Origin of the sequence: Rhizobium sp. MHM7A (genome assembly GCF_005862215.1) — a bacterium.
GTDB lineage: Bacteria > Pseudomonadota > Alphaproteobacteria > Rhizobiales > Rhizobiaceae > Rhizobium > Rhizobium bangladeshense.
In genome coordinates this window covers 617,000-629,864 of the sequence record NZ_VCHT01000002.1, presented here as the reverse complement: position 1 = coordinate 629,864, position 12,865 = coordinate 617,000, and the positions used below count along the sequence as shown (strand labels likewise).

8 protein-coding genes and 1 pseudogene are annotated in these 12,865 nt (G+C 62.3%); 7 read left to right on the top strand and 2 right to left on the bottom strand.

Annotated elements, in window-relative coordinates; translation table 11 throughout:
- The first annotated feature begins 116 nt into the window (after positions 1-116).
- The gene (locus FFR93_RS11225) at positions 117-3,833 is read left to right on the top strand and encodes a FecR domain-containing protein (RefSeq protein WP_138393259.1); all 3,717 of its coding nucleotides are present in this window, start codon (positions 117-119) and stop codon (positions 3,831-3,833) included.
- Positions 3,833-5,800 (top strand): adenylate/guanylate cyclase domain-containing protein, encoded by a 1,968-nt coding sequence (locus FFR93_RS11220; RefSeq protein WP_138393258.1) that lies wholly within the window; start codon positions 3,833-3,835, stop codon positions 5,798-5,800. Before FFR93_RS11225 ends, FFR93_RS11220 begins: the two co-directional genes overlap by 1 nt.
- A gap of 187 nt (positions 5,801-5,987) precedes the next feature.
- Here FFR93_RS11220 and FFR93_RS11215 read toward each other — a convergent pair whose 3' ends face one another.
- Positions 5,988-6,569 carry a TetR/AcrR family transcriptional regulator gene (locus tag FFR93_RS11215; RefSeq protein ID WP_138393486.1) on the bottom strand — a complete coding sequence of 194 codons (582 nt, stop codon included), beginning with the start codon at positions 6,567-6,569 and terminating at the stop codon, positions 5,988-5,990.
- Positions 6,570-6,708: 139 nt separating this feature from the next.
- Between FFR93_RS11215 and FFR93_RS11210 the strand changes: the two genes are divergently transcribed.
- The 4 genes from FFR93_RS11210 (at position 6,709) to FFR93_RS11195 (ending at position 10,897) form a co-directional block, all read left to right on the top strand.
- A complete protein-coding gene (locus FFR93_RS11210) occupies positions 6,709-7,266 on the top strand; it encodes a DUF308 domain-containing protein (RefSeq protein WP_138393257.1) in 558 nt (185 codons plus the stop codon).
- 161 nt (positions 7,267-7,427) lie between these two features.
- On the top strand, positions 7,428-8,408 hold the full coding sequence (locus tag FFR93_RS11205; protein WP_138393256.1) for an SDR family oxidoreductase: 981 nt from the start codon (positions 7,428-7,430) through the stop codon (positions 8,406-8,408).
- A 199-nt stretch (positions 8,409-8,607) separates the two neighbouring features.
- Positions 8,608-9,717, top strand: a complete 1,110-nt coding sequence (locus tag FFR93_RS11200; protein ID WP_246661294.1) for a sulfite oxidase — start codon at positions 8,608-8,610, stop codon at positions 9,715-9,717.
- Between the two features lie 208 nt (positions 9,718-9,925).
- Complete coding sequence (locus tag FFR93_RS11195) at positions 9,926-10,897, top strand: DMT family transporter (protein WP_138393254.1); 972 nt, start codon at positions 9,926-9,928, stop codon at positions 10,895-10,897.
- 239 nt (positions 10,898-11,136) lie between these two features.
- Here the strand turns inward: FFR93_RS11195 and FFR93_RS11190 are convergent.
- Positions 11,137-11,889 (bottom strand): annotated as a pseudogene (locus FFR93_RS11190) (nucleotidyltransferase domain-containing protein).
- Between the two features lie 271 nt (positions 11,890-12,160).
- On the opposite strand from FFR93_RS11190, the gene FFR93_RS11185 reads away from it, so the two are divergent.
- Positions 12,161-12,856 carry a fumarylacetoacetate hydrolase family protein gene (locus FFR93_RS11185; protein ID WP_138393253.1) on the top strand — a complete coding sequence of 232 codons (696 nt, stop codon included), beginning with the start codon at positions 12,161-12,163 and terminating at the stop codon, positions 12,854-12,856.
- Positions 12,857-12,865 lie beyond the last annotated feature (9 nt).

Genomic DNA, 12,865 nt, shown 5'->3' with positions numbered 1-12,865 from the left:
CTGAAAAGTGTTTCCCTGATATTACACTTCGCGATGAAAGCAAGAACACGTGTGCAACATGCTTGACTTTTCCTCTCTACACCGACAAAGGGGAAGCGGGGTACGGGGTCGAGGACATGCGGAGTTATTCCAGTAACATCTGTCGCGTCGGGCTGGCGCTTGCGTTTGGCGTGCCCAATTTTGGGCTGCCGGCGATGGCCGATCCCGTGCCGCGCGCCACGCCGGTCGCAGGCTCGGTTATCGCTCGCAAGACCGGCGAGGAAGTCCGCTTCATCGAAGTGTCGGACTGGCGCGTTGTCGACATCAACCAGGATCTTCTGACCGGCGACGTGCTGCGCACTAATGCCAACGGCCAGCTCGCCATCGTCTTTTCCGATCACACCCAAGTCCGCCTCGGCCGTAATTCCTCGCTGCAGGTCAAGAAGATGGCGGCGAGCGGCGATACGGTGCTCAACCTCCAATCCGGCACCATCTGGGCGCGCGCCGAGCGCGGCGGCCAGGGCCTGACGGTGGAGACACCGGCCGCCGCAGCCGCGATCCGCGGCACCGACTGGACGATGACAGTCGAGGGCGCCAAGACCTCGATGATCGTGCTGGAAGGCCGGGTGGCGCTCAGCAACCCGCAGGGCAGCGTCGAGGTGAGCGAGGGCGAAGGCGCGGTCGCCACCATCGGCCAGGCGCCGACCAAGATCATCAGCGTCAATCCCGATGACCGCGAACAGATGCTCTTCTATCTGGACCTGCGCGACGGCTTCGACCTGATGCCGACATCGCCGCTGCGGGCCGACCGCATGGCCGCGGAGCGCCGCCGCCTGCTGGCGCTGCAGCCGGAGCGGCGCACGACTGAAGACTGGCTGCAACTGGCCGAAGTGCAGAGCGCCTTTGACGGACGCCAAGCCGCGGCCGCAACGCTGCAGAATGTCCGCGGCCGAAAGCTGACGGTGGCTCAGCAGGCGCGTGTCGACCTGATCGACGCCACCATCGCCGGATCCGAAAAACGCTACGGCGATGCCGTCAAGCTCTTCAACAAGGCCCTGCCGCATCTCGACCCGACACGCCGCAACATGGCGCAATATGGAGGCTATTTCGCCCGGTCATTGGCCGATCCCGCCCATGCCGAACAGCCGCCGGCCAACGCGACCGGCCCCTATGGCGCGCTCATGCAAGCCTATACGACAGGCTTCCTGAAAAACCCGCGCGCAGCGATCGAGATCATCAGGAAAGCGGAACAGCACTATCCCGATGATCCGACGCTTCCGGCGGTCCGCGCCCAGCTGGCGCAGCTGACAGATGACCGCGAGCAGATGAAGGAAGCGATAGAACGCTCGCTGGCGCTGGACCCTGACCATCCGATGGCGCTATCCGCCCGCGCGAGTTACAAGGCGGTCTATCAGAGCGACATGAACGGCGCGCTCGCAGATCTGAACCGCGCCATAGCCCTTGCCCCGGGCGGGTCAGGTACGCTGAATTCGCTCGGCCTGCTGCAAAGCTCGCGCGATGCCAATGGCGAGGCGGAAGAGGCTTTCAAGAAGGCGATCGAGCTCGATCCGCAGGACCCGCTGCTGCACGCGAACCTTGCGATCCTCTATCTCGACCAGGGCCGGATGAAGGAAGCCAAGCGCGAGATCGACACGGCGATCGCCCTTGATCCATCCTTCGATCTCGCCTTGCTCGCCCGCGGCCGCTACTACCTGCAAATTGGCGAGCGCGAAAAGGCGTTGCAGGACCTGCTCGCGGCCAGCACAGCCAATCCAGCGCACTCGCAGTCGCAACTGATGCTCGCCGCCGCTCACTACGAAAAAGGCGATCGCATCCCTTCACAGCAGGCGCTCGATAACGCCGACCGGCTCGACAAGAACGACCCGGCTATCTCGGCGTTTCGCACGGCCGTCGATATCGACGATTACGACGCCGACGGCGCGATCCGCAATGCGCAGGAATATCTGCGCCGTTCTCGCGCTCGCGGCGGCGATTACAGCTCGCTTGGCGCCAATGCGAGCGCCGGCTCGACGCTCAACAACGCCTTCCGCCTGCAGGGCCTGGATGCCTGGGGCCGCTATTACGGCGATGCCGTCTTCAATCCGTTTGAGGGCACCGGCTATATCGACCAGGCGATCAAGGGCAGCATCTTTCCTTTCGCCAACGCGACGAGCTTCAGCGACGACAATATCATCCAGAACCGTGGCAACGCCTCGAGCTACTCGTCCTTCATCCAGGGCCTGCTGCTCTCTCCGCATATGCTGTCGGGCCGTTCGCGCTCGGCAACGCTGTTCGACGTGCCGTTCATCGAAGGCTCCCTCGGCGGCGGCATCAACAGCGTCGACGGCCATACCAGACGTATCGGCGAAGCCGATATCCAGGGCTATTCCAACGAAACGATCCCGATCAGCTTCTATGGCAATCTGACCTGGGAAGAGCTGGCGCTCGATCGCGATTATCGGGATTTCGGCGGCGTTCAGACTGATAACAAGCTGCTGAGCGCCAATGGTTATCTCACCGCGACCGTCACGCCTGATGATCGCGTGGTGGCCTTTGTCAACCACGGCAAGAATGATGGCTCACTGAGCGCATTATCGTCAAATACCGCGTTCATGGAACTCGTGTTCGGCGTGCGTTTCCCGCTGCCTCTCTACACAACGCAGGAGACCGTCGCCGAAACCACATATGCCGGCGTCGGCTGGAGCCACACGTTTGCGTATGAAAACGTGTTGAACGGAGCACTGCTTTATTCTGGAAGCAAATCGGATACGAACAACGCGCTTGATGTCGACGTGGACCCACTGTTTTTCCGGACAGGCGTTCCCTTCATCATTCCCTTTAGCGACGTCACCCAAGAGACCGAATCCCAAACCTATATCGGCGCTCTGAGCCATTCCATAGGCGCCGGACCTTTGACATTTCGCTACGGTATCGAAGGCGGCTGGATGGATGTCAGCAGCACGGTCGATACGACGCTCTTGGTTTTGACAGCTCCTCGCGATCACACCGAGAACACCATCGATATCGGCCGTGCTTATGTCGATGTGCTGCACGAGATCACGCCCGATCTTAAAGGCGAATACGCGTTGTTCGCCACGCATCTCGAGGGCGACGGCATTGACATCAGCCGGCTGGAGCCGCGCTTCGGCCTTGCCTGGACGCCGATTCAAAACCACTGGCTGCGTGCCGCCTTCATGCGGCAAAGCTTTGATACCACCGTGCCAACCCTTGCTCCGATCGGCATACTCGGACTGCAGGCCAATCAGTTTTCCACCAATCCGCAAGGCTATACGGATACGATCGCCCTTCAGTGGGATGCCGAATGGACCGACCGATTCTTCACATCGGTCGAATACCAGCATCAGGAACTGCATGATTTCTCGGTCGATTTTCCGCTGATCTCGCTTCCCTCCGATACCAGCCTGCCGATCTCGCGCGCCAGGATCGATCGCGCTGCCGTCACTGCCAACGTCGTGCTCGGCCATGGTTTCGGACTTTCGGCCACCTACGCCTATATGGATTCGGAAAACCGCGATCCGCTTGAGCCGATCTATGGCGGCCCTCTTCCCTTCATCCCGCAGAATTCCGGGCAGATTGCATTGACCTGGGTCAACGAAGCCAAGGTCAAGACAACGCTGGCCGCCAACTATATCGGCGAGCGCGACGGCGATCGGTTCGGCACGAAGCTCGACGATTACTGGAGCCTCGACGCCCACCTGGTCTGGGAGCCGTTCGATAAGCGCATCGAGCTGGAGGCGGCCGCCTATAACCTGCTCGACGAAGACTTCGAGATCACGCCCGGCGTGCCCGGCTGGGGCCGCGCTTTCAAGGGCACGCTCAAAGTCCGCTTCTGATGCGGACGCAGGAGAAGGCCCGCCAGGCAAGGCAGACCGGCAGCCGCCAATTGAGGCTGCTCGTGCTTTCGCTAACGACGCTGGTCGCCATCTCGTTTCTGTCGCGCCTGCCCGCCTGGTCTTTGCTGGAGCTCAGAAGTTTCGACTATCTTTCGACCGTGGACGATCCGCGCCCACCGCCCGGCGGACCCGTCATCGTCGCAATCGACGAACCCTCGCTGGCCGATATCAACGCGCAATGGCCCTGGCCGCGCAGCCTGCATGCCGAGCTGATCAGACAGCTGCGCGCCGCCGGCGCCCGTGTCATCGGCCTCGACATCATCATGGCCGAGCCCTCGAACCCGGACAATGACGCGGCTATTACCAAAGCCGTCGGCCCCGATACTGTGCTGGCTGGGGACGAGACGCTGATCGAGACGCCGCAGGCCTCGCAGCTGATCCGCGCGACACCGCTGCCGCAGCTGACGGAAGCGGGCGCCGTCACCGGCATCGCCTCCATCGATCTCAGCGGCGACGGCATCTTCCGGCGCATTCCAGGATATGAGGACGGCTTTGCCGCCATGCTGGCGAAAGTCGCCGGCGTGGCTCCCGAAGTCCTTCCGGCCGGCACGCTCATCCAATCCTTCGGGCCGGCCCGCAGCTATCCCACGGTTTCCTATTATCAGGCGCTTGACCCGAAGGGCCTGCTGCCGCCGGATTTTTTCAAGGACCGTGTGGTACTGGTCGGCCTCAGCCTGCAGAATGCGCCCGCTATCGACAAGGGCGGCGTCGACGCCTTTGCGACGCCCTATACCGTCCATACCGGCAAGCTCGTTTCCGGCGTCGAGATCCAGGCGACGATCTATGACAATATCCGCCGGGGCCTGTCGATCGCCGAGGCCCGATTGCCGACGGTCGCCGCCTGCATCCTGATATCGGTGCTGCTGGCCGCCACGACCGTCTGGCGCTCGACCGGATGGCTGACGGTCGTGACCAGTGCCGCGGCCCTCCTCGCCTTCGCGGCCGTCAGCGCCGCCGGCATCCGGCTTGCCCATGTCTTCGTCTCGCCGCTCGGCCCGACGGTCGCCTATATCTCCGTCGTCTTCGGCCAGGCCGCCTTCGATTTTGCCGAGGAGCGCCGCAACAAGCGCCAGATCACCCGCGCCTTCGCCCAATACATATCGCCCGATCTGGTCAAACGCCTGTCGAACGACCCTTCGCAGCTGAAGCTCGGCGGCGAGCGGCGCACGCTCTCGGTGCTGTTCTCCGACGTGCGGGGCTTCACCACCATCGCCGAGACGCTGAAGGACGATCCGGAGCAGCTGACCGGACTGATCAACCGGCTGCTGACGCCGCTCTCCGATGTGGTGATGGATCATGGCGGTACGATCGACAAATATATGGGCGACTGCATCATGGCCTTCTGGAACGCGCCGCTCGACGATCCCGACCACGCGCTTCACGCCGTGCGCGCCTCGCTCGCCATGCAGGCGGCGATTTCGAGGCTGAACGGCGAGCTGGGGCGGGAGGCGGCCGAACTCGGCCGCAAGCCGCATATCCTCAAAATGGGTGTCGGCATCAACACCGGCGAATGCATCGTCGGCAATATGGGCTCGACCCGCCGCTTCGACTATTCCTGTCTCGGCGACAGCGTCAACCTCGCCTCGCGCCTCGAAGGCGCCTCGAAGAATTACGGCGTGGCACTGCTGCTCGGCGAAGAAACCGCAAGACTTGTCGCCAACACCTACACCGTGGTCGAACTTGACCGCATCATCGTCAAAGGCCGCACCGTCCCCTCGCCCGTCTTCACCGTTGTGCACAAGGCCGACGCCGAAGCGCTGGCCGCCCACCAGGCTTTCATCGAGACGAAATATGCCGCCACGCTTGTGCCGTCCGATCCGGTCTTTGACAGGCTTTCCGCTGATATCCCCGAGCTTGCCAATTATTATGCGATCGTGCGGGATGCGCTGACAGAAGGCGGGGAATGACGGCACAGCATTTCTCGCCAAGTCGGGCGCGGCACTCTCGAACGCTCTTAATCCTGAGGCACGAGTTCAAACCCCAGGGATGACACGCATCCCCTCCGCACATCCTCATTATACGGCAACCGCAACGTACAAGGATGAGGCTCGCTTGAGCGCTGCCGACATCCTCCAGATTGGCGGGAGGAGATCGTTATGCCGCCCGCAGCCTCGCAATCTCAGGTCCAACCACCGCGATGAACAGCCCGGGATCGCCGAAAGCCCTCGCCGAAAGCATCGCTCCATGAACCGAGGCCATCAGCATTTGCGCCTGCTCTTCCGGCTGCTTGTCCAGCCGGAACTGGCCCTGCTCGACTCCGGCCTGCAACACCGAGGTCAGCCATGCCGCCAGAGCATGGAAATGTGCTCGGACGCGTGAGCCGACCTCGTCCGGCAGCATCTGCATTTCGCTCGCGAGCATCGCGCAGACGCAGAAGGGCTGCGAGGCGTTCTCGATGCAGGAACGCCAGTAGTCGACGTAGAACTGCAGCTGATCGGCAGGGCTTGCTGCTTGCTCGCGTAGCGACTGCAAACCCGCCTCCGCCTGCTTGGTGTAGCGCTCCACCAGCACCGCGACCAGCTCGGCCTTCGCAGGAAAATGATGGTGGATGCTGGCCTTCCGGATGCCGATCGAATCCGAGATGTCGGCATAGCTGAAGCCGTTATAGCCGCCCGCCACGATGAGCGACTGGGCGATATCGAGGATCTTGTCGGAGGTCGAAGCCATTGATTTCATAGCCACGCCTACCTTCTGGTAGGAAGACTGTCAAGTTCTGGCGCTTCGCTCTCCCTTCACAAGAAGGTGTCTGCTGACCGCATTGACTCAATTCAATCAGCCTGCCTACTAGTAGGTAGACAACACAAGGAACCTGTCTATGCAAACTCAGTCTTCCCACCAGTCCGACTGGCTGCGATCCTATTATTTCATCCGCGCCGCATTCTCGGTCATCTGGATTGCCGCCGCCATTGCATTTGCCGGACAGCCCGGCGCTGCGGCCCTTCTGCTGGTGATCTATCCGTTATGGGATGCGCTGGCCAATCTGCTCGACGCCCGGGTCAATGGCGGCCTGCGGGCCAACCCGCCGCAGACGCTGAACGTCGTGGTCAGCACGGTCACGGCGCTCGCCGTCATCATGGCACTCAGCAGGAGCACCCATGCCGTCCTCGCCGTCTTCGGGGCCTGGGCGATCCTCTCGGGCCTGTTGCAGCTCTACACCGGTGTGAGGCGCTGGCGCACCGAGGGCGCCCAATGGGTGATGATCCTGAGCGGCGCGCAATCCGCCCTTGCCGGCGGCTTCATGATCGGCCGATCGCTCGGCACGGCCACGCCGACGATCCTGGATATCGTGCCTTACGCAGGTTTCGGCGCATTCTACTTCCTGCTCTCCTCGATCTGCCTTGCAGTCGCAGCCTATCGCAAGGCGCATGCATAGGCGTTATCACGTCTCTGCGGCGGCAAACATGCCGCCGCAGAGGGCATTATCCGGCCCATTCAAGATCTCGGCGATGCAGGAGATTGCGGAAGACGATGACATTCTTTCGCGCTATGAAGGGTGATCACAGTCCGCGCCCATAGACCCAGAGGTCACTCCCCATGGCTTTGAAAGTTCTCTTCATTGGCGGCACCGGCCAGATTTCCTACCCCTGTGTCGAACGCGCCGTCGCCGCGGGCCACCATGTCAGCGTCTACAATCGCGGCTTGAGAGAAGCCGCCCTGCCCGCCGGTGTCACCTCGATCGTCGGGGAGCTGGGGTCGAGCGCCTATGCCGATCTCGCCAAGGCCAATTACGATGTCGTCTGCCAGTTCATCGCCTTCACGCCGGATCACGTCGCCCGGGACATCGAGGTCTTCACGGGCAATTGCGGCCAGTACATCTTCATCTCCTCGGCCTCGGTCTATGAAAAACCGCCGCGTCATTACGTGATCACCGAGGAGACGCCGGCGATCAATCCCTACTGGCCCTACAGCCAGGCCAAGATCGCCTGCGAGGAACTGCTGAAGAGATCCGATAATCTCGCCTGGACGATTATCCGCCCCAGCCACACCGTTCGCACCGGCCTGCCGATCATGATGGGCGACAGCGACATCATGGCGAGACGCATGCTGGACGGCGACCCCATCATCGTGGCGGGCGACGGCCACACGCCCTGGACGCTCACCCGCTCGATTGATCTCGCCGTGCCCTTTGTCGGCCTTTTCGGCAAGCAGGCGGCACTGAAAGAGATCTTCCACATCACCTCGGATCGCGCCCATATCTGGGACGATATCCAGAAGACCATCGCGAGATTGCTGGGCGTCGAGGCAAAGATCGTCCACGTGCCGACGGACACGCTGATCAAATACAATCCCGAATGGATCGGCCCCCTCCTCGGAGACAAGGCCTGGACTGCCATTTTCGACAATTCGAAGGTCAAGCGCGTGGCCGGAGACTTCACGTGCGCCGAGAGGCTGGATGAAATCCTGGCCGACCCGATCATGCATCTCAAGCAGCGGCTTGCCAAAAACCCACCACCGAGGGGTGAACTCGATGCGCTGATCGACAGGATCTGTGCTGAGCAAGGTGCTCTTGGTTAGGTTGCTCCGTTGGCGACTGGGCGTCCGCGATTGGTACAAAATTGCCGTGACGCTCCGACCGCTCGCAGCCCTTTGCTGCCGTTCGAGGTCGATCCGAGGAACGTGCGGTATGTGCTAGAATGCGGGTCGCGGTGTGATCGAACCAGAATTCGCGCGACCGAGAGCCGACGTTGTGCTCTTCGAAGGGGAGACGAGAACGATGCCGACAACACAGCAACCCAGTCTAATAGTTCGACAGAAATCCCCACCGAACATCGAGTTTCCGTTTGCGTCGCTCTCCGATTGGCTGATCCCAACCGAGCAGTTCTTCGTGCGAAATCATTTCCCCTCACCTGACCTCGATGCGCGAGACTGGAGATTGCGCGTTGGGGGGGCGGTGGAGCAGCCGATCGAACTTGACCTCGACAGCATCAAGGCGATGCGGAGCACGACTTTCAACGCCGTCGTCGAGTGCGCAGGGAACGGGCGCGTCTACTATGTGCCGCCGAGGGAGGGGTTGCAGTGGCAGAACGGAGCCGTCGGCAATGCCGCGTGGACAGGTGTTCTTCTGCGCGAGATATTGGAAATAGCGGGCGTTAAGCGAACCGCATGTGAGGTTCTGCTCGCAGGCGCCGACAGCGGCGTCGTCGACACGAACAAGAAAACGGCTTCTCCCGGCCCCATCGCTTTTGCCCGCAGTTTACCGCTTGAGAAGGCCATCGCTGACAGCACGATCCTTGCCTATTCGATGAACGAGGAGCCGTTGACGCGCGATCACGGCTACCCGCTACGCGCGGTCGTGGGTGGCTGGTTCGGCATGGCTTGGGTCAAGTGGATTACTGATATCACCGTTGTGGAGCAACCGTTCCTTGGCTACTGGCAGGCGCGCGACTATTTCCGTTGGGAGCGCAACCTCGGGGAACCCAGGCTGGTCCCCCTTGCGGAGATGGAGGTCAAAGCGCAGATCGCGCGTCCCGTCCAGGGGGCGCATCTCATCGTCGGCCAGCCGTACCGGATTTTCGGAGCCGCCTGGAGCGGAGAGGCTGCTGTCCGGCAGGTGCAGGTCTGCACTGGAGATGGCAGTGGCTGGCGCGAGGCAAGGCTCCTCGAAACGGAACGTCCCTTTGCATGGCGCTTGTGGGAGTACATGTGGACCCCTGAAGAAGTGGGGCGATATGTACTGCGATGTCGCGCGATCGATGGGGCGGGGTGCGTGCAGCCCGACCTCCAGCGTTCCGACTGCGAGAGCTACGCGGCCAATTGGATCATTCCGGTGGAGGTTACGGTCGTTCCCGAGCCAAAGACGTACGAGGAGGAATTCGTGATCTGATCACCCGCATGGGGCGGAATGGCGGCTTTTGGCGCAAAGCGGCCGAGGCTCGTCGGCGATCGGTCCCAAGCAGCCGGCGCTCAGTTCTTGAGAAATGCTGCGTTTTAATCCTCGCTGGCCGGCCGACGCTGAACGACGTCTTGCGCATGAGGCGAAGTGCAGCCGCCTTCATCTGTCCACCCCTCGGGAATTGTGGCATAACGGGGCCATGGCGATACATGTCTTGGCGGTCCATCGCGACACGGTCGGGACGGAACAGGCGGCGGGCGGTTCGCTTGCAGGCGCCTATTCCGTGGGGGTTTTCTGCTGGCTGCTGTCGGCCGGTGTCTATATCGCCGCGAAATGGGTTTCTTCGGAGATGCCGCCCTGGGCGCTTTGCTTCTGGCGCGTTCTGATCGCCTGGGCGATCCTGATGCCGATCGTGCACCGGCATTTCGGCGCCATGGTGACACTCGCGCGGGCTCGCGGCCTCGAGCTGCTCGCCATCGGCGGCATGGGGCTTGCGATCTGCCAGGGGCTGATCTTTGTCGGCCTCGAACATGCCGATGCCACGACCGCCGGTATCATCATCGCCCTGATCCCGATCATCACCATGATTCTTGCCCGTTTCATTCTGGCTGAGCCGATGGGACGCTGGCAGGTGATCGGCTCGATCGTCGCCTTTCTCGGGATCGTGGTCATCATCGTCAAGGGCAGCCCGACGGCGCTCCTGCGTCTCGACCTTAATCCGGGAGAGCTGTGGATCGTCGCTGGCGCGTTCTGTTTCAGCCTCTATACCGTCCTGCTCCGTCGGGCGAAATTCGATCTGAACCGCCTTGCGCTCCTGGTTCTCCTCCTTGGGGCGGCGGCGTTAACGGCGCTGCCTTTCTACCTGTTTGAGCTTGTCTCCGACGAGCGCTCGACACTGAATGCCAGCGGCCTTATCGCGCTCGGCTATGTCGCGATCCCGGGCGGCGCGGTGATGTATTATCTCTTCAATCGCAGCATCGAGGCCCTGGGTGCAGCGCGCGCGGGCGTGCTGCTTTACATCCAGACGGTCTTTATCGCCGTGCTCGCCTACCTGTTCCTCGGCGAACAGCTGCAACGCTATCATCTCGAAGGCGCGGTACTCATCATCGCCGGCCTGCTTCTCATCATCTTGCTGAGGCCCGCGACCAGCGCGGAGACGACCAAAGCCTGAGGACGAGCGGAATGGCATCCCAGTGACCGCTTCTGGCGCCGCAGCCATCCGTCCTCGCGTCCTCTCGCGAGGCACGTCACCTCCCCCCCAAGCGGGGAGAGGGTCACGGTGAGGGGCAATCACGGCGTTCTCCAAGGCTCCTCATGCTGAGACGCGCTGCCCGAGAGGGCGGAGCCTCGAAGCATCGCTCAAACGTCCTTCGGGGCAACTCAGGATGAAGCTTTCTTGAGCACTCGCACCTATTCCGACCGCCGCGCCGCCACCGGAGCCTCCTGCCTGAAGCCATCGAAACAGCGCCCGCCGTGCAAGTCGAGCTCCCGGTCGGCCAAGGCAAGGAATCGGGCGCAGTTACCCTGTACCGCCAACCTGAACGCAGCGTCGAATTCCGCAGCTAGTTGCGCATCGAGTTTCGTGATGAGGCGCGGCGCCCATTTGCCGCGGCCGGTCCATGCGCCGCGCCCGAGCAGGATCAGGTCGGCCAGCTTCTAGTAGAGAAGAGCTGAAATAGCGCCGATCTCTTCGGGCGGGCGGGCGCCGCGCAGATCGTCGGCGAGATCCGTGACCTGATAGCGCAGCATATCGTAGCTTGGGCCGTCGAGAGGTTTCGGCCCTGCCGCCAGCACTTTCGCTGCCTTTGCCTGGATGGCGCGGGCGTGCTCGATATTAGGCCCCACGATGCTGCCCGTCGCGACCATATTGACCATGACCGGATAGCCGCTCTCTGCGTCTGCATGGAGATAATGCGCCAGCGTTTGGGGATCGTGGACGAAGGCCTCGACCGGAAAACGGTCTTCAGTGAAGGACTCCCGCCAAGCTCTTTCGAGTGACGGGAAGACGACGACCAGATCGATATCCGAAAACGCGGTCCCCTCGCCGCGCATGATGGAACCGGCGACATAGGCGAAGGCCGCCCCGGCATAGCGGCTGGCGAAGGAGCGGCCGGCGGCGGCGAGCGCCCGCTTGGCAAGCATCTGTTTCTGAAGTTCGTCCACGATCTCGTCCTCGAATGCGGGAGACGAGCGACAACAAAAAACCCGCTCGTTCCGGCGGGTTGGTGTCTTCTGCTATGAACGGACTTCAGTTCACGCGTCTGCCACCCACCGCCAAATGGTGGTCGTAGACGTCGTGGATGCTGCGAAAATCCTGTCCATGGACACGAGGTTATCGTTCGCCGGCAACAGCGTCAATCTGTCAAGCACGCTTCCCCGCCGCACTGTTTTCCGTCTAAGATGCGCGCAAAGACTCGTTGAACAGGAAGCCCCCATGCCCCATCCCGCCACCGTCGTTCCGCGTCCCGCACCGGTTTTGCTGCCGGTCGAAGGCAGCGACGAGCGCTTTCCGGTGCGCCGCGTCTATTGCGTCGGGCGCAATTATGCCGATCACGCGATCGAGATGGGGCACGATCCCTCTCGCGAACCGCCCTTCTTCTTCCAGAAGAACCCCGACAATCTGCTGCCGGCTGGCAACCCTTTCCCTTACCCGCCGCTGTCGATCGACGTGCATTACGAAGTGGAATGCGTGTTGGCCCTGAAATCGGGCGGCGCGAACATTGAGGCCGCGGATGCGCTCGACTGCATATACGGCTATGCCGTCGGAATCGATTTTACCCGGCGCGACCTGCAGGCTGAGGCCAAGAAGCTCGGCCGTCCCTGGGAGCTCGCCAAGGCATTCGAACATTCCGCGCCCGTCTCCGCCATCGTGCCGGCAAGCCGCGTCGGCCATCCCGCAAACGGCCGGATATGGCTGGAGCAGAACGGCAGGCGCGCCCAGGACGGCGACCTCAACCAAATGATCTGGAAGGCGCCGGAAATCATCGCCGAACTGTCGAAGCTCTTCATACTGGCGCCCGGCGACGTGATCATGACCGGCACGCCGGCCGGCGTCGGCGCGGTTGCGAGGGGCGACCGCATCACCTGCGGCATCGAGGGTGTCGCGACGCTGTCGGTCGAGGTCATCTGAGCGGAGGAT

Coding starts and splice junctions, on each gene's coding strand:
- FFR93_RS11215 (WP_138393486.1), bottom strand. CDS start 6,569: ATGAAATCAATGGCTTCGACCTCCGACAAGATCCTCGATATCGCCCAG.
- FFR93_RS11200 (WP_246661294.1), top strand. CDS start 8,608: ATGCCGACAACACAGCAACCCAGTCTAATAGTTCGACAGAAATCCCCA.
- FFR93_RS11205 (WP_138393256.1), top strand. CDS start 7,428: ATGGCTTTGAAAGTTCTCTTCATTGGCGGCACCGGCCAGATTTCCTAC.
- FFR93_RS11185 (WP_138393253.1), top strand. CDS start 12,161: ATGCCCCATCCCGCCACCGTCGTTCCGCGTCCCGCACCGGTTTTGCTG.
- FFR93_RS11195 (WP_138393254.1), top strand. CDS start 9,926: ATGGCGATACATGTCTTGGCGGTCCATCGCGACACGGTCGGGACGGAA.
- FFR93_RS11210 (WP_138393257.1), top strand. CDS start 6,709: ATGCAAACTCAGTCTTCCCACCAGTCCGACTGGCTGCGATCCTATTAT.
- FFR93_RS11225 (WP_138393259.1), top strand. CDS start 117: ATGCGGAGTTATTCCAGTAACATCTGTCGCGTCGGGCTGGCGCTTGCG.
- FFR93_RS11220 (WP_138393258.1), top strand. CDS start 3,833: ATGCGGACGCAGGAGAAGGCCCGCCAGGCAAGGCAGACCGGCAGCCGC.